General features: G+C 60.4%; 19 protein-coding genes. 6 read left to right on the top strand and 13 right to left on the bottom strand.

Annotated features, from left to right (window positions below; translation table 11 throughout):
- Positions 1-69: 69 nt before the first annotated feature.
- The 4 genes from aspS to C1J04_RS03270 form a co-directional block, all read right to left on the bottom strand.
- Positions 70-1920, bottom strand: a complete 1851-nt coding sequence (aspS, locus tag C1J04_RS03285) for an aspartate--tRNA ligase (RefSeq protein WP_009825941.1) — start codon at positions 1918-1920, stop codon at positions 70-72.
- Positions 1921-2113: 193 nt separating this feature from the next.
- Complete coding sequence (locus C1J04_RS03280) at positions 2114-3292, bottom strand: type III PLP-dependent enzyme (protein ID WP_005851249.1); 1179 nt, start codon at positions 3290-3292, stop codon at positions 2114-2116.
- Positions 3293-3538: 246 nt separating this feature from the next.
- Complete coding sequence (locus C1J04_RS03275; RefSeq protein ID WP_009825940.1) at positions 3539-4642, bottom strand: endonuclease/exonuclease/phosphatase family protein; 1104 nt, start codon at positions 4640-4642, stop codon at positions 3539-3541.
- A 108-nt stretch (positions 4643-4750) separates the two neighbouring features.
- A complete protein-coding gene (locus C1J04_RS03270) occupies positions 4751-5512 on the bottom strand; it encodes a DUF1013 domain-containing protein (RefSeq protein ID WP_009825939.1) in 762 nt (253 codons plus the stop codon).
- 128 nt (positions 5513-5640) lie between these two features.
- Between C1J04_RS03270 and C1J04_RS03265 the strand changes: the two genes are divergently transcribed.
- Positions 5641-6285, top strand: coding sequence for a ribonuclease T2 family protein (locus tag C1J04_RS03265; RefSeq protein WP_009825938.1), 645 nt, complete (start codon positions 5641-5643; stop codon positions 6283-6285).
- Here C1J04_RS03265 and C1J04_RS03260 read toward each other — a convergent pair.
- Positions 6278-6898 carry a response regulator transcription factor gene (locus tag C1J04_RS03260; RefSeq protein ID WP_005851242.1) on the bottom strand — a complete coding sequence of 207 codons (621 nt, stop codon included), beginning with the start codon at positions 6896-6898 and terminating at the stop codon, positions 6278-6280. The genes C1J04_RS03265 and C1J04_RS03260 overlap by 8 nt on opposite strands.
- 213 nt (positions 6899-7111) lie before the next feature.
- Between C1J04_RS03260 and C1J04_RS03255 the strand changes: the two genes are divergently transcribed.
- Both C1J04_RS03255 and C1J04_RS03250 read left to right on the top strand, forming a co-directional pair.
- Positions 7112-7591, top strand: a complete 480-nt coding sequence (locus C1J04_RS03255; RefSeq protein ID WP_009825937.1) for a molybdopterin-dependent oxidoreductase — start codon at positions 7112-7114, stop codon at positions 7589-7591.
- 18 nt (positions 7592-7609) lie between these two features.
- Positions 7610-10162, top strand: coding sequence for a hybrid sensor histidine kinase/response regulator (locus C1J04_RS03250; RefSeq protein WP_254693848.1), 2553 nt, complete (start codon positions 7610-7612; stop codon positions 10160-10162).
- A 67-nt stretch (positions 10163-10229) separates the two neighbouring features.
- Here C1J04_RS03250 and C1J04_RS03245 read toward each other — a convergent pair whose 3' ends face one another.
- The 4 genes from C1J04_RS03245 to C1J04_RS03230 form a co-directional block, all read right to left on the bottom strand.
- Complete coding sequence (locus C1J04_RS03245) at positions 10230-11222, bottom strand: NAD(P)H-quinone oxidoreductase (protein ID WP_009825935.1); 993 nt, start codon at positions 11220-11222, stop codon at positions 10230-10232.
- A 101-nt stretch (positions 11223-11323) separates the two neighbouring features.
- On the bottom strand, positions 11324-11920 hold the full coding sequence (locus tag C1J04_RS03240) for an energy-coupling factor transporter transmembrane component T family protein (RefSeq protein WP_037943106.1): 597 nt from the start codon (positions 11918-11920) through the stop codon (positions 11324-11326).
- Complete coding sequence (locus C1J04_RS03235) at positions 11895-12620, bottom strand: energy-coupling factor ABC transporter ATP-binding protein (protein WP_009825933.1); 726 nt, start codon at positions 12618-12620, stop codon at positions 11895-11897. The genes C1J04_RS03240 and C1J04_RS03235 overlap by 26 nt, the downstream gene beginning before the upstream one ends.
- 84 nt (positions 12621-12704) lie before the next feature.
- On the bottom strand, positions 12705-13403 hold the full coding sequence (locus C1J04_RS03230) for a COQ9 family protein (protein WP_009825932.1): 699 nt from the start codon (positions 13401-13403) through the stop codon (positions 12705-12707).
- Positions 13404-13518: 115 nt separating this feature from the next.
- Here C1J04_RS03230 and rpsU point away from each other — a divergent pair, with 115 nt between their 5' ends.
- Together rpsU and trhA are read left to right on the top strand one after the other, a co-directional pair.
- Complete coding sequence (gene rpsU, locus C1J04_RS03225) at positions 13519-13725, top strand: 30S ribosomal protein S21 (RefSeq protein WP_005851231.1); 207 nt, start codon at positions 13519-13521, stop codon at positions 13723-13725.
- Between the two features lie 155 nt (positions 13726-13880).
- Entirely contained in the window at positions 13881-14531 is a 651-nt protein-coding gene (gene trhA / locus C1J04_RS03220) for a PAQR family membrane homeostasis protein TrhA (RefSeq protein ID WP_009825931.1), read from the top strand.
- Here the strand turns inward: trhA and C1J04_RS03215 are convergent.
- The gene (locus tag C1J04_RS03215) at positions 14528-14989 is read right to left on the bottom strand and encodes an Lrp/AsnC family transcriptional regulator (protein WP_005851227.1); all 462 of its coding nucleotides are present in this window, start codon (positions 14987-14989) and stop codon (positions 14528-14530) included. The two genes, trhA and C1J04_RS03215, sit on opposite strands and share 4 nt — an antisense overlap.
- 141 nt (positions 14990-15130) lie before the next feature.
- Between C1J04_RS03215 and ald the strand changes: the two genes are divergently transcribed.
- Positions 15131-16249: an alanine dehydrogenase gene (gene ald / locus C1J04_RS03210; protein ID WP_009825930.1), complete on the top strand. Its 1119-nt coding sequence runs from the start codon at positions 15131-15133 to the stop codon at positions 16247-16249.
- A gap of 72 nt (positions 16250-16321) precedes the next feature.
- Here the strand turns inward: ald and mscL are convergent, their stop codons facing one another.
- From mscL to pheT, 3 genes are all read right to left on the bottom strand, one after another.
- Positions 16322-16753: a large conductance mechanosensitive channel protein MscL gene (gene mscL, locus C1J04_RS03205; protein ID WP_009825929.1), complete on the bottom strand. Its 432-nt coding sequence runs from the start codon at positions 16751-16753 to the stop codon at positions 16322-16324.
- Positions 16754-16912: 159 nt separating this feature from the next.
- Positions 16913-17362, bottom strand: coding sequence for a YtoQ family protein (locus C1J04_RS03200; RefSeq protein ID WP_009825928.1), 450 nt, complete (start codon positions 17360-17362; stop codon positions 16913-16915).
- 16 nt (positions 17363-17378) lie between these two features.
- Positions 17379-19778, bottom strand: coding sequence for a phenylalanine--tRNA ligase subunit beta (pheT, locus tag C1J04_RS03195; protein WP_009825927.1), 2400 nt, complete (start codon positions 19776-19778; stop codon positions 17379-17381).
- Between the last annotated feature and the right edge of the window lie 83 nt (positions 19779-19861).

The raw sequence follows: 19861 nt of genomic DNA, 5'->3' as shown, positions 1-19861 counted from the left end.
GAGATTCAAACGAAAAAGCCCGCCTTTGGCATATCCAAGACGGGCTTTTCTATGGGTATGTTGCAGGGCTTAGTCCTGCGGGATGACCCGCAGACCCAGTTCCATCAACTGATCCGACTGTGGTTCGCTTGGCGCGTTCATCATCAGGTCTTCGGCGCGCTGGTTCATCGGGAAGAGGATCACCTCGCGGATGTTCGCCTCTTCCGCCAGCAACATGACGATCCGGTCGATACCGGCGGCACAACCACCGTGGGGCGGGGCACCGTATTGGAACGCGTTCACCATGCCGCCAAAGCGTTTTTCGACTTCGTCCTTGCCGTAGCCTGCGATCTCGAATGCCTTGAACATGATCTCTGGCTTGTGGTTCCGGATGGCACCGGACACCAGTTCGTAGCCGTTGCACGCAAGGTCATACTGGTAGCCAAGCACTTCAAGCGGGTCGCCCATCAGCGCGTCCATCCCGCCCTGTGGCATAGAGAACGGGTTGTGTTCAAAGTCGATCTTGCCGGTTTCTTCGTCTTTCTCGTAGATCGGGAAATCGACGATCCAGGCAAAGGCGAAACGGTTTTCATCCGTCAGCCCCAGTTCGGCACCGATAACGTTACGGGCACGGCCCGCGACGCCTTCGAAGGACTTGGGCTTGCCGCCAAGGAAGAACGCCGCATCGCCCACGTCCAGACCCAATTGCTGGCGGATCGCCTCGGTACGCTCTGGCCCGATGTTCTTGGCCAGCGGGCCTGCGGGTTCCATGCCGCCTTCGACCTCACCGGCTTTCAGCTTGGCTTGGGCTTCTTTCACCGTGATGCCCAGTTCCTGTGCCACGCTGTCGGCGGTTTTCTCGCGCCAGAAGATATAACCCATGCCGGGCAGACCCTCTTTTTGCGCAAAGGCGTTCATGCGGTCGCAGAACTTGCGGCTGCCGCCTGTGGGCGCGGGAATGGCGCGGATTTCGGTGCCCTCCTGTTCCAGCAGTTTCGCGAAGATCGCAAAGCCGGAGTCGCGGAAATGGTCGGACACGACCTGCATCTTGATCGGGTTGCGCAGGTCAGGCTTGTCAGAGCCATACCACAGCGCCGCATCTTTATAAGAGATTTGCGGCCATTCCTGATCCACAGCCTTGCCGCCGCCGAATTCTTCGAAAATGCCAGTCAGCACGGGCTGGATGGTGTCGAACACGTCTTGCTGTTCGACAAAGGACATCTCGAGGTCGAGCTGGTAGAAATCGGTGGGCGACCGGTCAGCGCGCGGGTCTTCGTCGCGGAAACAGGGCGCGATCTGGAAATACTTGTCAAAGCCGGACACCATCAGCAGCTGTTTGAACTGCTGCGGGGCCTGCGGCAACGCGTAGAACTTGCCCGGGTGCAGACGCGACGGCACGAGGAAGTCGCGCGCGCCTTCGGGGGAAGACGCGGTGATGATCGGCGTCTGGAATTCTTTGAAATTCTGGTCCCACATGCGTTTGCGGATCGACGACACAACATCGGACCGCAGCACCATGTTGTCCTGCATTTTTTCGCGACGCAGATCGAGGTAGCGATAGCGCAGGCGGGTTTCCTCGGGGTATTCCTGATCGCCAAAAACCTGCAAAGGCAGCTCTTTCGCAGGCCCCAGCACTTCGATGTCGCGCACGAAAACTTCGATCTCGCCGGTGGGGATCTTGGTGTTGACCAGATCGGCGTCGCGGGCCTTTACCTCGCCATCGATGCGGATACACCATTCGGACCGCACCTTTTCCACCTCGGCAAAGACGGGGGAATCAGGGTCGCACAGCACTTGGGTCATGCCGTAATGGTCGCGCAGGTCGATAAACAGGATACCACCGTGGTCGCGTACACGGTGCACCCACCCGGACAGGCGAACCTTGTCGCCAACGTTTTCCTTGCTCAGATCGGCGCATGTATGGCTGCGATATGCGTGCATGACGGGTCCCTTTCGAGGGCTAGAATTGTTCGGGGCAGGTACACCGTTTGGGGCCGCGGAAGTCAAGAGTTTCCCGTAAAAACGGCACAAACCGCGGGTAAAACCCCCGCGTTAAACCATAGGGCTGAAAATAGATGGGCCGCCTGCTCCTCCCAAAGCAGACGGCCCTTCCCGCGCGACGTTAATGATCCTCTTACAGGACCAATACATCAAGCGGCGGAAACCCGTTAAAGCCGACCGAACTGTACGAGCTTGTGTAAGCGCCGCAGTTCTTGATCATGACTTTGTCACCGTCCCTTAGGTCAAGTGGAAGGTCAACCGGATTTTTTTCATAAAGCACATCGGCACTGTCGCAGGACGGGCCGGCAAGCACACAGGGGCCGACGGGCTTGCCGTCATGCGGGGTCACAAACTGATAGCGGATCGCCTCGCCCTCGGTTTCGGCCAGACCGGAAAAACGCCCGATATCCAGATAGACCCACCGGCGGGCCGCCTCTGCCGATTTGCGCGACACCAGCAACACTTCGGCCGCGATATGCCCTGCCTCTGCGACCATGCCGCGGCCCGGCTCTGCCATCAGGACCGGAATCTCGCCAAAGCGTTCTTTGACGGCGGCAACGACTGCGGCGGCATAGCCGCGCGGCGCATCCACCGGATCACCGTGATAGGCAGGAAAGCCGCCGCCGATGTTAAGCAGTTGCAGGTCGTGCCCTGCTTCTTTCGCGGCGTGCCATAGCGGGGCGACCTGATCCAGAACGGGGTGCCAGTATTCGGCACGACGGGTTTGCGACCCGACGTGAAACGACAGACCATAAGGCACAAGCCCCACGGATTTGGTGTACTCCAGCAGGCTTGGCAGCAGCGAGCCCGCACAGCCGAACTTGCGGGTCAGCGGCCAGTCCGCCATGGAATTCTCGACGATCAGACGGATATAGACGCGCGCGCCGGGGGCGTGCTCTGCGATTTTGTCGAGCTCTGCCTCGCAGTCGGCGGCGAACATGGTCACCCCGATGGAATGGGCAAAGGCGATATCAACGCCGCGTTTGATGGTGTTGCCGAAAGAGATTTTCGCAGGATCCGCCCCTTGGGACAGACACAGCTCGATCTCCTGACGCGACGCCGCATCAAAGCCCGAGCCGCGTTCGACCAGCATACGAATGATCTCGGGGGCGGGGTTCGCCTTTACCGCATAGTGAATCCGCGCATCGCCCAGACCGGCTTGCAGCGCGTCGTATTGTACACCCACACGGGCGCGGCTGACGACGAGAGTCGGTTTGTCGAAGCTGTTGTTCCAGATGTAATCAGCCGCTTCGTCATAGTTCGATGCTGCGGATGTGTTCACGGTGGCGGTAGCTGTGGCGTTCATGGTCATCTCCAAAGAGCAAGGAAGGGCGGGAGTACCCTAACATGTCGTTTCAAGAGACGTTACCGTCGCTGCATAGGCGCGGGGTCAATCCGCGGACAGACGGACCGGCCAGAGGCGCGTGCGTTGGCGTCTGTAAGCGCGCATTTACGCTGTTTTCAGATTCGCGCAAGTGGCAAAATACTCGATACGACAATTCGTTTTTCAAGGCGGCACGCAAAGCGCTGCGTACCGGTGAGCGGTGACGGATCGGGGCTATTTTTCCCAATCCGTGCCGATGGCTTCGCGGTCCTTTTCGCGTTCTTCGGCTGCCATTTCCCGCACCTCCGCGCGCTCTTCGGCGTCGCTTTGTTCGGGCGTGGAATTCGACTGAGGCTCCCCTGTCAGGGCAAGCGAGAACAGGATCGGGAAGTGGTCGGACCCGATATTGGGCAAGCGCGACATACGGATCAGGCGGAACTCTGCATCATGGAACAGATGATCAAGCGGCCAGCGCATGAAGGCAATACCCGCGTGAAACGTGTTATAGAACCCACGTCCGACCCGTGGGTCCAGCAATCCCGACAGCCGCTGAAACCGGCGGGTGGTGGTGGACCAAGCAACGTCGTTCAGATCGCCTGTCACGATCGCGGGCAGATCGTCCTTGCTGGCTTCGATGCCGACCAACGCGATCTCTCCGTCGCGGCCCTTGGTGTCGTGATAGGGCACGGGGGGTTCGGGGTGCACGATATACAAACGCCACATCCGCCCAGACGGCATCGCGACCTTGGTCCGGATCGACGGCACATCATCAACCAGCAGGTCCCGCACCTGCGTCTCTGACGGCTCCATCTTGGACATCATGACCACGCCATAGGAGTTATCCTTAGGCACTTTCACCCAATGGGGGTACTGGTCTTTCAGCGCGTCATAAAGCGCATCGACCCAGTCCGGGTCCACCTCAAGCGCGGCGGCGATATCGGGGTCTTCGGTGCGGATCAGGTCGATCAGACGCTGATACTGGCGATTGGATTGTTTCACGTTTGACGCAAGGATGGTGACACGGTTTTCCACGTCAGCGGCCTGTGCCTCGGTCGCATCCACCGATTGGCGCGGCCAGAGCGGCGTGAACTTCAGGATGTAGCCCGTGTGGATCGCCGCAATCACAGCGAGGATCGCCAGCGCCGGGTTGCGATGGTCAGGTTCAAGAAGCACCAGCGCCACGGCAGCCAGCGCCACGGTCAACACAAACAGCTGCTCACGGGGGAAGGCCATCCCCCGGATCGCGCCGTGCGGTATCTTGCTAAAGGGAAGCACGCTGATCGCAGCAACGAGTGCGACAACGCCCCAAAACAGACCGAGTAATATCGTCGCCACCATGCATGCTCCCTACGTCAAAAAAGGGGCGCAGAGCGGTTGCCCTGCACCCCTAGCCCAACACGAGGTTAAGCGGATTTGTTCCGAAGCCGCCGGAAGGGCGGAACCGAATTACTTGTCGTCGTCTTCATCCGCGTCGGAACCGCCCTCGGGCAGCTTGAAGAAACTGTCGGCGTCAGAATAGTCGCCGTGGTCTTTTTCTTCGTCATCCGCAGGGTTGCCGGACAGGGTGAACGTTTCCAGACCTTCGATAGAGGTCGGCATCTTCGGTTCCGTATCCATGCCAAGCGATTGTTCGGTGCTGACCAGACGGCGGCGTTCGTCATCGGTCATCAAGCCACCTTCGGCGGCTTTCTTGGCAGCGGCTTTCTGGACGGCGGCGTCCAGTTCGGACTGTTTGCACAGCCCCAAAGCCACGGGATCGATCGGTTGGATGTTCGCAATGTTCCAGTGCGTCCGCTCGCGGATCGCCTGAATGGTTGGCTTGGTGGTGCCGACCAGCTTGCTGACCTGACCGTCGGAGAGTTCGGGATGGAACTTGACCAGCCAGTAGATCGACGCGGGGCGGTCCTGACGTTTGGACAGCGGCGTATAGCGCGGGCCGCGACGTTTCTCTTCGCCTTGGGCAGACGCGTTGAACTTGAGCTTGAGCTTGTGCAGCGGGTTCGCCTGCCCTTTTTCGATCTCTTCTTCGGTCAGCTGGTTGTTGGCAATCGGGTCAAAGCCCTTCACACCTTGCGCCACGTCACCATCCGCGATGCCCTGCACTTCAAGCTCGTGCATTTCCACGAAATCCGCGATCTGTTTAAAGCTCAAGGTTGTGTTGTCCACCAGCCATACGGCAGTGGCGCGGGCCATAATCGGTTTTGCCATGTCGGTCTCTCCTTAAAACGCACTTTCCCCGTCGCCTGAAATAGGCTGTCCTGCGGGGCAGAACGGTTTCCATTGTGGGGGAACTTGAACGCCTTATACTCGGACCGGCAAAATAAGGAAAGACCCCAATGCGATTGCTGATCCTGTGCCTGTGTCTGTTGCTGGCCCCGATGCCCCGCCCCGCGGCGGCCAAGGGCGAAATTGCAGGGGAATTCGACTATTACGTGCTGGCGCTCAGCTGGTCGCCCAACTGGTGCGCGCTGGAAGGCGATGCGCGCGATTCCGCGCAATGCGACGCGCGCCACGATCACGGCTGGATCATGCACGGGCTTTGGCCGCAGCTGCATCGGGGGTTTCCAACTTACTGCCGCACTGCCGAACGGCCCCCCACCCGTGGCATGACCGCCGCCATGGCTGACATTATGGGGACGCCCGGTCTGGCGTGGCATCAATGGAAGAAACACGGCAGCTGTACCGGCCTGTCTGCCACTGGATATTTCGATCTGTCGCGTCAGGCCTATGATGTCGTGACCCGCCCCGCGGTCTTTCGCAAGATCACGGGCGACATCCGCCTGCCCGCCTCGGTGGTGGAGGAAGCGTTTCTGAAAGCAAACCCGACCATGGAGGCCGATGGCGTTACCGTCACCTGCAAAAGCGGCTACATTCAAGAAGTGCGTCTATGCCTGTCAAAAACGCTGGAGCCAGTGCCTTGCGGGCGCGACGTGATCAAGGATTGCACGCTGGACGACGCGCTGTTTACCCCGATCAGATAAACCCCGCACTACGTGCGATCATTGCGGCGTCGGTGCGGTTGCGGGCGTCCAGCTTGCGGCACAGCGTTTTGACGTGCAGCTTGATCGTGACTTCTTGCAACTCTAGGTCGCGGGCGATTTCCTTGTTCGATTTCGCCTCCATCAAGCCGCGCAGAACCTGACGCTCCCGCTCTGACAGGGCCTTTTCAAAGTCGGTTTCTTCGGGATCGTCCTTGCCAGACATAAAGTTGACGGGCGCGTAAATCTCGCCCGCGGCCATAAAGCGGACCGCGTTGACCAGTGATTTCGCAGGCAGCGTCTTGGGCAGGAAACCGATCGCGCCCATGGCCAGCGCCTGTTCCGCGATCAACCGCGTTGCCGTGCCCGAAATCAGACCGACAGGCTTTTCCTCGTTGGCTTTCATGACCTTAGGCAGCGCCTCAAGCCCCTTCATGCCGGGCATCGTATAGTCGAGCAGCACCAGATCAAACGGCCCCTCTGCCTCTATCTTGGCCATCGCTTCGGGCAGGTCGCTTGCTGCAACCGTCTCTGTCCCGCCATCCGCGTCCAAAAACATTGCAATCGTTTCGCGGACCATATCGTGGTCGTCCGCAATCAGTATCCGTAATGCCATAAGTTCTTTCCTTCCCTCGCCACCACCTCAATGCTGCTTAAGTAGTCGTAGACCAACTTATGGGCGAATAATAGCACACATGAGGATAGGATAACTGTGTCGAATTTTTGACGGCTATACCTTCGTATAGTAAGAATACCCTTAATCTCAGTCGCTCTCCAAACGGCGTTAACCTAAGGTTGATGTACAAACACAGGGGAAGGATACCGAGTTATGACGTTTCAAGCTTTCACCAAGACAATCACCGCCGCACTGTGCGGTGCCGCATTGGCCACTGCTGTGAGTGCACAAGAAGATGCCGTTCTGACCGTCACGGCAGGCGACATGGAACACACCTATACGATGGAGCAGCTGAAAGAACTGCCGTCGTCCAGCTTCGAGACCGAAACCATCTGGACCGAAGGCGCGCAGACCTTTCAGGGCGTATCGCTCAAGGATCTGATGGACACGCTGGACGTGTCCGAAGGTATGATCGAAGCAACCGCGATCAACGACTATGCGGTCGAAATCCCGATGGAGGATGCGGTGTCCGACGGGCCGATCATCGCCTATGCCAACAACGACAAAGAGATGTCGCGCCGCGGGAAAGGTCCGCTATGGATTGTCTATCCCTATGACAGCGACGTAAAGTACCAGACAGAAACGATCTATAGCCGTTCTATCTGGCAGTTGAACCGGCTGGCGATCAAGTAACCGCAAGGCATGTTCACCATGGCCGATTTGATGCAGGACGGCCCACAGCGCAACAGGGTAAGATATATTCTTGCCCTGGCGCTGATGGTCGGCATCCTGCTTGCCGGTTACCTGGCGTTCAACGTCTGGGACCGCGTGCGCGCCCTTGGCAGCGCGCAGCAGGATCATGCCGAATGGGTGTTCTCGCAGCTTGAAATCGACTTTCTCAAACTGGATGGTGCCGTTGAACAGGCGCGGTCCGGGGACGAAAACGATCTGGCGAACCTGCGCAAACGGTTCGACATCTTCTACAGCCGCACCGAAGTCGCCGAACGCGTACAGCAAAGCGGCGACCTAAGCCGGGAAATCCAGAAGATACAAGCGGTTATGGACACACAGATCCCCCTGATCGACGGCAGCGATGAGGCGCTTGCCGCCGGTGTGCCCGCCCTATCGGAAGCGCTGGCCACGGTCGAGGATATGCCGCGCAACATCGGGCTTGCCTCCATCTCCTTCGCCGCCAAAGCGGCAGAGGCCGAGCGCAAAGAGATCGCGCAGCTGATCGAGATCTTGCTGGTGATCGTGGTGACCGTGACCATTGCGCTGCTGGTGGCGATCCTGCGGCTGTCGCGCCAGACGATCACGCTCAACCGTGCCTCGCGCGAGGTCGAACGCAACCATTCGCAACTGGCGACCATGCTACGCGCCTCGCTTGATGCGGTGATGGTGCTGTCGGTGGACGGCGAGATTATCGATTTCAACGGCTCTGCCGAAGAGGTCTTTAGCATCTCGCGCGATCATGCGCTTGGGCGCAGCTACATCGAACTGCTGGTCCCCCCTAAACTGCGCCATCGCCAACGGGATAACCTCGCCCATTTCAACGCAACGGGAAAAACGCGGCTGGCAGAAACCGGCCGTCACGAGACAGAGATGATCGACGGCACCGGGCGCATCTTCCCTGTCGAACTTTCGGTGTCGCTGGCGCGATCAAACGACGCGCCGGTTTTCGTCACATATATCCGCGACATCACCGACAAACTGCAAAAAGAGCAGGAGATCATCCGCGCCCGCGACGAGGCACTGGATGCCTATCAGGAAAAATCGCGTTTCTTCGCGATGATGAGCCACGAGATGCGCACGCCGCTGAACGGCATCCTCTCCGCCATCCACTTGCTGCATGACGATAAGCTGGACGCCGAACAACGCAAATACGTTGAAGCCGCGCTGAAATCCGGTGACATCCTGCTGGGCCATATCGACGACGTGCTAGCCATTGAACGCAGTGAGGCCGAAACCAACGACAACGAGTTGCAAGCCAGTGATATGGTCGCGCTGACCGTCGGCATGGTCAACACCATGACGCCACTGGCCAAGACATCGGACACGCGCCTGCATCTGGATCAGGACGGGCTGACCGACACACCCATCCTGACAGACCCGCGCGCGGTGCAGCAGATTCTGGTCAACCTCATCAGCAACGCGATCAAATTCAGCCCCGACGACGATATTGTGCTCAGCGCGACCTATGACATGGAAACGGACAATGCGCCGATGCTGCATATCGAAGTGGCAGACAATGGCCCCGGTATCCCGCCCGATGACCTCAAGCGGATTTTCGAGGATTACGTATCGCTCGACAGCCGCTACGAGCGGCGCACAGGGGGCACCGGTCTGGGGCTGGGCATCGTCCGTCGGCTGGTGCACCGTCTGGGCGGCACGATCACCTGCGTCTCGGAGGTTGGCAAAGGCGCGCGGTTTATCGTGCGACTGCCAGCAGACTTCGTGCAGACAGAAGCCCCGCAGCCCGTCGCCCAACCGCAGCTTGATACCGAAGACACCCCCGCGATGAACCTGCTGGTCGTCGACGATAACGAGATCAACCGCGATCTGCTTAAGGCGATGCTGGGCCGTCTGGGTCACGAGGTCACCCTTGCCAGCAGCGGCCCCGAAGGCATCGATCGTGCGGCCGAACAGAGGTTTGACGCGATCCTGATGGATATTTCGATGCCGGGGATGAGCGGGCTACAGGCCACGCAGGTGATCCTTCAAGGGGGCGGGCCCAATGCCGATACCCCGATCATGGCCGTGACCGCCCACGCCCTGCCCAACGAACGCGCGGCCTTTACCGCGGGCGGGATGACCGGCTTTCTGCAAAAACCCATCAACACGCGCCGTCTGAAAACCGCGCTAAGCGAGCTTGTGATGCCCGCCGCTGACGGTGCCTCTGATGCGGCTGAAGCGACGCACGCCGAGCCGCAGCCTCCGGTACTGAACGCCAATCAGGTGAACGAATTGTTCGAACTGCTTGGTCCTGAAAAGCTTGCCGATCGCATTGGCAATCTGCGCCAACGTGTAGAGGGGCAACTGCCGCCCCTAGCCTCGGCCGAGGACCGCGATGATCTGCAACGCAAGACCCACGACCTTGCCGGGTTGTGCGGCATGTTCGGCGCAGAGCGTATGCACGCCCTGCTCGCCACCATCGAACAGGACTGCAAACAGGGGGACGTGGACAAGGCCCGTGATCAGGTCGCCGAAGTGCCCGCGGCATGGGCCGAAACCCTTGACGCATGGGAGGCGCGCCTGTCGGCGTAACGCCCCCTGAACGACAAAGGGCACCCTGATATCAGAGCGCCCCTTGCCTCATATTATTGCCCGCCGCTTAGGCGTTGGCGTCAACCTTCAACACGATCTTGCCGATATGGCCGCTTGTCTCCATGCGGGCGTGCGCCTCGCTCGCGTCCTCGAACGCGTATTCGCTGTCCATCACCGGTGCGATCTTGCCCGCGTCCAGCAGTGGCCAGACCTTCTCGCGCAGCTCTTCCGCGATCTTGGCCTTGGCCAGATCGCTTTGTGGACGCAGGGTGCTGCCGGTCATCGTCAGACGGCGTGTCATCAGCGTGGCAAAGTTCACCTCTACCTTCGGCCCGCTGAGGAAGGCGATCTGCACAAGACGGCCGTCTTCGGCCAGCGCTAGCAGGTTGCGGGGGATGTAATCGCCGCCGACCATATCAAGGATCAGGTCTGCCCCGCCCTCGGCTTTCAGCACATCAACGAAATCCGAGTCACGGTAGTTGATCGCGGCCTCGGCCCCCAGTTTGGCGCAGGCGTCGCATTTGCTGTCGGTCCCTGCCGTCGCAAAAACCCGTGCGCCGAATTCGCGCGCCAGCTGGATCGCAGTCGTCCCGATGCCCGACGACCCGCCATGCACCAAGAACCGTTCGCCCGCTTTCAGGCCACCGCGCATGAACACATTGGACCAGACGGTGAAGAATGTTTCGGGCAGGCAGGCGGCTTGCTTCATGTCCATGCCCTTGGGCACCGGCAGACAATGAGCCGCAGGCGTCGCGACATATTCCGCATAGCCGCCACCGGGCAGCAGCGCGCAGACCTTGTCGCCGACAGCCAGACCGCTGACGCCCTCGCCCACGGCGGACACTACGCCCGAGGCTTCAAGCCCTGGCAGATCGCTGGCAGTGGGGGGCGGCGCATACATGCCCGCGCGTTGCAGCGCATCGGGGCGGTTCACACCGGCATAGGCCACTTTGATCACGACTTGCCCGTGGGCCGGCTGCGGCATGGGGCGGTCGGTGGGTTGCAGCACTTCGGGTCCGCCGGCCTTGGTGATCTCTATCGCACGCATGGTTTCTGTCATCGACTACGTCTCCTCCGTAAATCTGTTTTGCCGCACCATAGGCACGGTTTTCGGCACACACAATGCGAACTGACAGGCGTCAGGTCGCGGAGAGGCTCACGTCAAAGCCCGCCACGGGCACGCAGGGCCTCGGCCACATGTTCGGCGTCGTCAATCGCCAGCACGGTAAACGGGATGATCATCCGCCAGCCGACCCGCTTGGTGGAACGCGCGCGCCATGACTGCGCCAGCAACTGGCCCTTTTGCGCCAGAACGGGGGTAAAGCGGATGACGAGGGCGATGCCCAGTTCGATCGCGCGGGTCTGGATGCCAAGGCGGCGGAGCGGCGTTGTCAGCCATGTCACCACAGCCACCATCTGCGCCAGCTTGGTCGTCATGGTCACCAGATTCGCCAGCGCCACCGCTGTCATCATCCGCAACGTCACGGTCGCACCCGCCATGATGTCATGGGTCACGATATGCCAGACCATGATCAGCACAACGAAGGGCAGCAGCACCCGCAAGCGCGCCAGCCCCACCTTGAAAAACCGCCATCCCGGCAGCGCATAAAGCAGCAGGGTCACCGCCAAGGCCGCCGCCTGCAGCGCGGGGTGGGTCAGGCTGAATAGCCCCATCGTCGCCACGCAAAGCGCTGCCAGCTTTGCCCCCGCAGGCCAACCGTGGGCGCGGGTCTCAACCGGGGAGGTGAGTGAAATCATCGCTTTCCCCGATCTCTTGCATCTGTGCCACAAAGGCTTGGGTCACCTGAGGCACCGCGCCGTCCTGCACGATCTGACCCTGTTCGATCCAGATCATCCGGTCATAGGTTGCCAGATGCGCGGGGTCATGGGTGATGTGCACCAGATGCGCCTCTACCGCGTGCAGCACGCGCGTGAGATGCATCATCGTCGGGATATCCAGCCCCGCAAAAGGTTCATCGAGGATGATCAGGCGCGGCTGCATGGCAAGGATCGACATCAGACAGACCAGCTGCCGCTGCCCCTGAGATAGCTGATGGATCGCCGCCTTCGCCCAATGGCTGCGGTTAAAGCGGGCGAGGATATCCGCCGTTCTCTCTGCGGCCTCTTTTGCGGTGTGTTTCAGCTGGGTCAGGCCAAAGCTGATCTCTTCTTCCACCGTGGGGAAGATAATCTGGTGATCGGGGTTCTGGAACAGGATGCCGACCTGCCGCAAGGCCGCCTTGCGATCCTTGACCACATCCACCCCGTTGATCCGCAGCTTGCCCGAAGACGGGGCCACCAGCCCCGCCAGCACCCGTGCCAGAGATGTCTTGCCGGACCCGTTCCGCCCGACAATACCAATCCGCCGCTCGGATGCCTGCAGTGTCACATCACATAGCACCGAGGTTCCTTCGGGGGTGTAGGAAACCTTGTCCAGATCGATCAGAAACGGGTGCATATGCGTGAGTACCAATAAGCCGCGCCCGCGCCGGATGCGGACGCCGCAGCACCTAGCAGGTATGGTCTGGCGAGGAAAGCCAGCCTAGGGACGCGGGCTGCCCCAGCTGCCCGGAAGATCACTGCGGTTCAGCCGCGAGGGGGCTTTTACATGGGAAAGCAACCAGTTGGGCCCGGCCATCAACATGCTGAGCGTCGGGCTGCTGTTCACCTGCGCCTTGACCTTTTCGATCTGCATCACATTCTCGATCCGCCGATCAAGGAAGGCCCATGTCTCTGCGTGGCCCTCGCTTGTATCGCCCAGCCAGAACAACACGGTCGAGGAATATACCGCGCTCAGCGTGGCGCGTTTGGTGTACCAGTTCACGTCTTCGGACGTATCCCCCAAGGCAGTCCATATGGCATCCGCCGTCCCCCAGACCAGTTTGGCCCCCTCGGGCGCATATTGTGGCAGGGCAAACAGGGTTGTCCCACGACGTACCGCCTCTTTGTCCGTGGCGGCTTCAAGACGGAAGCGGACCATAGCGGCAACCTTTGCCGAGAACTTCATCTCGGTCATGTTTTCGGCCTTCATCCGGTCGATCATCTGCTGATCACCCCGTTTGTGATAGGCGACGGCCAGATCAACGGCACCGCGCGGACAGACAGCACGCGCGACGGTCGGGTCCATGCCGGTATCGCTGACCGCAGCCTTGAACGTCGCCTCTGACCAGCCGTCAAACGCGACATGCATCAGCGCGGCATCCAGCAGTTGTTCTTTCGGTGTCTGGGACGTGTTCGTCATAGCGGCCTCCTGAAGGGGTGATTGGCTTTGCTCTAGACAATATAGGTTTCGGTTGCTATATGGCCAGTTCCTGCAAATCCTTGCAACTTCAAACTAGAAAGGTGGTGAAAACCACATGCAGGTTAGTGTTCGCGATAACAACGTCGATCAAGCGCTGCGCGCCCTGAAGAAAAAACTTCAGCGCGAGGGTGTGTTTCGTGAAATGAAGCTTAAGCAGCATTTCGAGAAACCTTCCGAGAAAAAAGCACGCGAGAAAGCAGAAGCGATCCGCCGTAGCCGCAAACTGGCACGGAAGAAATTGCAGCGCGAAGGCATGATGTAAATCATCCAAGCGACGCATAAGAATACGAACCCCCGTTACCTTTCGGTGCCGGGGGTTTTCTTTTGTCTGCCGCTGCGCGCGTGGTGACGCATGGGTACAGTAGACAGGACCCGACGGCAGAGCGTATCGCAAAGCGGCCAAAGACAGGACAGACCATGACCCAGCCCACCTATCCCAGCGTTGCCCCGATCCACCGGCGGGCTGATCTGATCGTCCACCTTGTGGGGCTTGCGCTGATTCTTGGGGCTGGCGGCGCGTTGGTGATGAAATCGGCCACATCGCTGCAAACGGCGGTCACGGTCGCGGTGGTGGTCTATGTGCTTTGCGCGCTGGCATCGAACCTTGCATCCTGCGCCTACCACTTCGCGCCGTGGCACGATGCGCGCAAACTCATGCGGCGGATTGATCATGCGGCGATCTATCCCAGTATCGCGGGCACGTTTACGCCATTCTTCGTGCAGGCCGGCACGACATGGACGATCACGCTGCTTTGTGTGTCATGGGGGCTGGCGTTGGTGGCGATGTACAAAAAAATCACCGACCCGCAGGTTCAGGGCAAGTGGTCCACCGCATCCTATCTGGGGCTGGGCGCCATTGGCCTTTGCGCGCTGCCGGACCTGACAGGGGTGCCGCTGGCAACGCTCTGGTGCATCATCGGCGGGGCATTTGCCTATGTGATCGGCGTCGGCTTTTATGTGCGCCGCGCCATGCGCTTTCGCTATGCGACATGGCACGCTTGGGTCAATATCGGCGGCATCGCGATGTTCGCGGGCATCTGGATGGCGCTGTTTCCGTCCGCGATTTAACCGACTGGCAGCGCTGTGGTGTTGCACACCGTGCGCAGCGCAAAGCTGGATTGCATCTGCCCCACACCGGGCAACCGCGCCAAATGCTGGCGATGGATGCGGGCGAAATCCTCGGTATTTTCGGCCACGACCTTAAGCAGGTAATCCGCGGCCCCCGCCATCAGGTGGCATTCCAGCACATCGGGAATACGCGCGACCGCCTTTTCAAAGGCGTCCAGCACCTCGTCCGCTTGGCCTTGTAGGGTGATCTCGACAAACACCGTCGTGGGAACGCCCATCTTGCGCGGGTTCAGCAGGGCGACGTAATCGCGGATATACCCTTCGGCTTCCAGCCGCTGCACGCGCCGGTGACAGGCCGACGGCGACAGATGTACCTTTTCCGACAGGTCAGAGTTCGACATCCGCCCGTTGCGTTGCAGGGCCGTAAGGATGCGGCGATCAATGTCGTCTAGACTCATGTGGCGCAATACTTTCGCGTGAAATGACCAATATGCAGCAGAGTATTCGAAGAGCAAGGGGGATACCGGCCCATAATCCGTGCCCAATTGCGTATCGAGGGGCGTACCGTAATTCAAATGCACCCTCAATAGGATGAACTCATGAAAATCGGTTGCCCCAAAGAAATCAAGCCACAGGAATTCCGCGTCGGCATGACCCCGAATGCCGCTTACGAGGCGGTGAACAAGGGACATGAGGTTGTTATCGAAGCAGGTGCCGGCATCGGCGCTGGTTTTGATGACGCCGCCTATACCGACGCAGGCGCGACGATCCTTGCCACCGCGCAAGAGGTCTTCGACAGCGCCGACATGATCGTCAAGGTCAAGGAACCCCAAGCGGTCGAGCGCAAGATGCTCCGCGAAGGGCAGATTCTGTTCACCTATCTGCACCTCACCCCCGACCCCGAACAGACCAAGGATCTTCTCGCCTCCGGGGCGACTTGTATCGCCTATGAAACCGTCACCGACCGCAATGGTGGCTTGCCGCTGCTTGCGCCAATGTCCGAAGTCGCGGGTCGTCTGGCCCCGCAGGTGGGCGCATGGACGCTGCAAAAAGCCAACGGCGGGCGCGGCGTGCTGATGGGCGGCGTCCCCGGCGTTGGTCCGGCGCGTGTGGTCGTGATCGGCGGCGGTGTTGTCGGCACCCACGCCGCACGCATTGCCGCTGGTATGGGTGCGGATGTCACCGTGCTTGATCGGTCCCTGCCCCGTCTGCGCTATCTGGATGACATCTATGGCGGCGTGTTCAACACCTCTTACGCCTCGGCGGGCAATACGATCGAACTGGCGCGCGAGGCTGATATGATCATCGGCGCCGTCCTGATCCCCGGGGCCGCCGCCCCCAAGCTGATCAGCCGCGCGCAACTGTCCGAGCTCAAGCCCGGCGCGGCGCTGGTGGACGTGGCGATTGACCAAGGTGGCTGCTTTGAAACCTCGAAAGCGACCACCCACCAAGACCCCGTATACGAAGTGGACGGCATCATGCACTACTGCGTTGCCAACATGCCCGGTGCCGTGGCACGGACATCGACCATTGCGCTTGGCAACGCCACGATGCCATTCATGCTGGCACTCGCGGATAAAGGCTGGAAGCAAGCCTGCGCCGACGATCCCCACCTCAAGGCAGGTCTGAACGTGCACGCAGGTCAGCTGACCTACGCCGCCGTGGCCGAAGCGCTCGGGATGGAGGCGATCACCGCCGATCAGGCCATCGCCGGTTAATCACCCGCTACGCACCACGCAAAAGGCCCGCAGTGCACCTGCGGGCCTTTTCGTGTCACGCCGTTGAAACGCTTACTTCTTGGCAAGCTCATCGCGAATTTGCAGCAGCACGTCCAACTGGCTGGGGCCAGTCGCCACTTCGGGGGCGACATCATCGGGGCGTTCGGCCAGCGATTTCAGCCGGTTGACGGATTTCACCAGCATGAACACCACGAAAGCGATGATCAGGAAGTTGATGCAGGCCGTGATGAACGCGCCATAGGCAAAGATCGCCGCGCCGGTTTCGCGCGCCGCGTCAAGACCGGTACCCGCAGGCACATCGCCGGACAGCACCACATACATGCTGGTGAAATCAACGCCGCCAAGGATCAGACCGATCACAGGGTTGATCAGATCGCTGACCAGCGAGGTCACAATAGCCGTAAACGCCGCGCCGATAATGATACCGACTGCCAGGTCCATAACATTGCCCTTGGCAATGAAATCCTTGAATTCTTGAATCATGTCTGTCCCTCGTATGATTGAAAGCCGTGCCTGCTACGTCGCACGACATACTGCGCATGCGCTAGCACAAGTTTTCCAGATAACGATGGGTTTTTGTCGGATAAGCACGGTTTTCCCCCTTACAGAGGCGAAAACCGCGCAATCCGGCGCAAAGCGTGCTTACTCTGGCAGGGTGCCCGTCAGCACATAGCGCAGGATCTGCACGACCTGCGCGGGCTCTTGGGCGACAGCCAAAGCTGCGGCGTCCACCTCTTTCAGCGCGTGCGCGTGGTCGTCCCCATGCAGGATCACCAGAGATTTCCCCAGAGCCGCCGCATAGCCTGCATCAAAAGCCGCGTTCCACTGTTTGTACTGATCGCCAAAACGCACGACGACGACATCTGCCTCTTCGATGCCCTTGCGGGTGCGGATCGCGTTCAGCTGTGCGCCCTTGCGGTCGTGCCAGAACTTGTTTTCCTCGGCCCCCAGAATCGCCACACCGCAGTCGTCGCTGGCCGCGTGGTCGGTGACAGGGCCGGTGAACACAACATCCAACCCAGCCGCGCCATCGATGATCTGATCGCGCCAGTCGGTGTGGATTTCACCCGAGAGATATACATGCAGTGTCATACCGCCTCCGTTCGCTTTAGCCGCGCAGTACGCCGCCGCTGGCTTTGGTCACCTTGTCGATGACCTTGGTGCCAACCGCCTCGATATCCGCGTCTTTCAGTGTCTTGTCGCTTGGCTGCATCCGTACCGTGAGGGCGAGCGATTTTTTCCCCTCGCCCAAGGCACCGCCGATGAATTCGTCAAAGACGCGCACATCGTCGATCAGGGCCTTGTCCGCCCCCATCGCCGCATTGACCAAGGTCAGCGCGTCAACATCGGCATCCACCACAAAGGCAAAGTCGCGTTCAACCGCTTGCAGCGCGCTGGTGTTCAGCGCGGGACGTGTGGCACCGGACTTGCGCGGCAAGGGCACCTCGGCTGGCCAGATGGTGAAGCCCATCGCGGGCCCTTTCACATCCAGTGCCGCCAGCACCCGCAGGTGAATTTCACCAAAGACGCCAAGCACTTTTTTCGGGCCAAGGCAGATCTGCCCGTGACGCCCGGGGTGGAACCAGTCAGCGCCATTGCGGTTGATCTGCACCTTGGCGGGGGCACCGATGGCGGACAGGACCGCCTCGATATCCGCCTTGACGTCGAACACATCGACCGGACGCGATGCCCCATGCACATCTTTGGGGCCGGTGCTGCCGGTCAGCAGGCCGCTGATCTGCAGATGCTGATCGCCGGGCTCCCCGCCGGTGAAGACGGGGCCGACCTCGAACAGCGCCATGTCAGGAAAGCCCCGCGCCTGATTGCGGGCCGCGGCCTGCAGCAAGGCGGGCAACAGCGACGGGCGCATATGGCTCATGTCATTGCTGATCGGGTTTTCCAGACGGGTGTCATCGGTGCCACCGCCAAACAGCGCAGCAGACGCCTGATCGATAAAGCTGTAAGACACACATTCGTTGTAGCCCAATGCGGCGCAGGCGCGGCGCGCGATGGCCTCGCGGCGCTGCATCGGCGACAGGACGGGCTTGGGCACGCCGGGCGTCAGGCGTGGCAAGGGGCGCCCTTCAAGCTTGGTGAGTGACGCAATCCGCGCGACTTCCTCGACCAGATCGGCTTCGCCCTGCACATCGGGGCGCCAGCTTGGGACATGCGCCATGTCGCCTTCCAGACGGAAGCCAAGCGCCGTCAGCGTCTTGCGCTGCTCGCTTTCCGAAATGGTCATCCCCACCAACGACTGCACGCGCGCGGCATCCAGCTTGTAAGCCCGCGAAAAGTCAGGAACCTTGCCCGCGACAACAACCTCTGACGCCTCACCGCCTGCGATGTCCAGGATCATCCGGGTCGCATGTTCGATGGCATATGGCGTCCATTCGGGGTCGATCCCCCGTTCGAAGCGATAGCGCGCGTCCGAGTTGATCTTGAGCGCGCGGCCCGTGTAGGCGGTGCGCACCGGATCGAAATAGGCCGCTTCGACAAAGACATTCACCGTGTCCATGGAACAGCCGCTTTCCGCGCCGCCCATCACACCCGCGATGCTTTCGACCTTTTCAGCGTCCGAAATCAGCGTCATGCCTTCGTTGAAAGTGTATTCTTTGTCATCCAGTCCCACCAGCGTCTCGCCGCCCTTGGCGCGATGGATGCGCAGGCAGTTGCCCGCGACCTTATCCGCGTCGAACACGTGCAAAGGACGGTTGCGGTCATAGGTGAAGAAGTTCGTCACATCGACGAGGAACGAGATCGGGCGCAGGCCAATGGCGCGCAGCTTGTCCTGCAACCACGCCGGCGACGGGCCGTTTTTGACGCCGCGGATCACACGACCGTAGAAAACCGGACATTGGTCCAGCGTGTCTTCGTCGATCGAAACAGAGATCGGACACGGGAACTGCCCCTCGACCGCGGGCACATCGCGCTGTTTCAGCGTGCCCAGACCACGGGCCGCCAGATCACGCGCGATCCCGCGCACACCCAAGGCATCGGGACGGTTGGGGGTGATCGCGATCTCGATCACGGGGTCAACCTTGGCGGGGTCGTTTTCCGCCAGCCAGTCGATGAAACGGTCGCCGACATTGCCCGAGGGCAGCTCGATGATACCGTCATGTTCCTCGGATAGTTCAAGCTCGCGCTCTGACGCCATCATGCCAAAGCTTTCGACGCCACGGATCTTGCCAACGCCGATGGTGGTATCAATGCCCGGCACATAAACGCCCGGTTTCGCCACAACCACGGTGATGCCCTGACGCGCGTTCGGGGCACCGCAGATGATCTGCTGCACGCCTTCGTCGGTATCCACCTGACAGATCTGCAAACGATCCGCGTCGGGGTGCTTTTCTGCCGATTGCACATAGCCCAGCGTAAACTCCGCCAGCTTCGCGCCACGGTCTTCGACGCCTTCGACCTCGAGCCCCAGATCGGTCAGCGCATAGGTGATTTCATCGATCGACGCGGTGGTGTCGAGATGTTCCTTCAGCCAGGACAGTGTGAATTTCATGGCGGTGATCCTCATGCAATGCTTGCGCTAGGGCGTAGCGTTTAATCGGCGCGGTTTCAATGCGGTGCGGCTGCGTTTTGCGC

The sequence above is a fragment of the Sulfitobacter sp. SK025 genome (assembly GCF_003352105.1).
In the GTDB taxonomy this organism is placed as follows: Bacteria; Pseudomonadota; Alphaproteobacteria; order Rhodobacterales; family Rhodobacteraceae; genus Sulfitobacter; species Sulfitobacter pontiacus.
The sequence above is the reverse complement of the archived record's forward strand: the minus strand, read 5'-3'. Positions and strand labels throughout refer to the sequence as shown.

What these genes read in the sequence shown, in the direction of transcription:
- aspS (WP_009825941.1), bottom strand. Translation starts at nt 1,920, where the DNA reads ATGCACGCATATCGCAGCCATACATGCGCCGATCTGAGCAAGGAAAAC.
- C1J04_RS03280 (WP_005851249.1), bottom strand. Translation starts at nt 3,292, where the DNA reads ATGACCATGAACGCCACAGCTACCGCCACCGTGAACACATCCGCAGCA.
- C1J04_RS03275 (WP_009825940.1), bottom strand. Translation starts at nt 4,642, where the DNA reads ATGGTGGCGACGATATTACTCGGTCTGTTTTGGGGCGTTGTCGCACTC.
- C1J04_RS03270 (WP_009825939.1), bottom strand. Translation starts at nt 5,512, where the DNA reads ATGGCAAAACCGATTATGGCCCGCGCCACTGCCGTATGGCTGGTGGAC.
- C1J04_RS03265 (WP_009825938.1), top strand. Translation starts at nt 5,641, where the DNA reads ATGCGATTGCTGATCCTGTGCCTGTGTCTGTTGCTGGCCCCGATGCCC.
- C1J04_RS03260 (WP_005851242.1), bottom strand. Translation starts at nt 6,898, where the DNA reads ATGGCATTACGGATACTGATTGCGGACGACCACGATATGGTCCGCGAA.
- C1J04_RS03255 (WP_009825937.1), top strand. Translation starts at nt 7,112, where the DNA reads ATGACGTTTCAAGCTTTCACCAAGACAATCACCGCCGCACTGTGCGGT.
- C1J04_RS03250 (WP_254693848.1), top strand. Translation starts at nt 7,610, where the DNA reads ATGGCCGATTTGATGCAGGACGGCCCACAGCGCAACAGGGTAAGATAT.
- C1J04_RS03245 (WP_009825935.1), bottom strand. Translation starts at nt 11,222, where the DNA reads ATGACAGAAACCATGCGTGCGATAGAGATCACCAAGGCCGGCGGACCC.
- C1J04_RS03240 (WP_037943106.1), bottom strand. Translation starts at nt 11,920, where the DNA reads ATGATTTCACTCACCTCCCCGGTTGAGACCCGCGCCCACGGTTGGCCT.
- C1J04_RS03235 (WP_009825933.1), bottom strand. Translation starts at nt 12,620, where the DNA reads ATGCACCCGTTTCTGATCGATCTGGACAAGGTTTCCTACACCCCCGAA.
- C1J04_RS03230 (WP_009825932.1), bottom strand. Translation starts at nt 13,403, where the DNA reads ATGACGAACACGTCCCAGACACCGAAAGAACAACTGCTGGATGCCGCG.
- rpsU (WP_005851231.1), top strand. Translation starts at nt 13,519, where the DNA reads ATGCAGGTTAGTGTTCGCGATAACAACGTCGATCAAGCGCTGCGCGCC.
- trhA (WP_009825931.1), top strand. Translation starts at nt 13,881, where the DNA reads ATGACCCAGCCCACCTATCCCAGCGTTGCCCCGATCCACCGGCGGGCT.
- C1J04_RS03215 (WP_005851227.1), bottom strand. Translation starts at nt 14,989, where the DNA reads ATGAGTCTAGACGACATTGATCGCCGCATCCTTACGGCCCTGCAACGC.
- ald (WP_009825930.1), top strand. Translation starts at nt 15,131, where the DNA reads ATGAAAATCGGTTGCCCCAAAGAAATCAAGCCACAGGAATTCCGCGTC.
- mscL (WP_009825929.1), bottom strand. Translation starts at nt 16,753, where the DNA reads ATGATTCAAGAATTCAAGGATTTCATTGCCAAGGGCAATGTTATGGAC.
- C1J04_RS03200 (WP_009825928.1), bottom strand. Translation starts at nt 17,362, where the DNA reads ATGACACTGCATGTATATCTCTCGGGTGAAATCCACACCGACTGGCGC.
- pheT (WP_009825927.1), bottom strand. Translation starts at nt 19,778, where the DNA reads ATGAAATTCACACTGTCCTGGCTGAAGGAACATCTCGACACCACCGCG.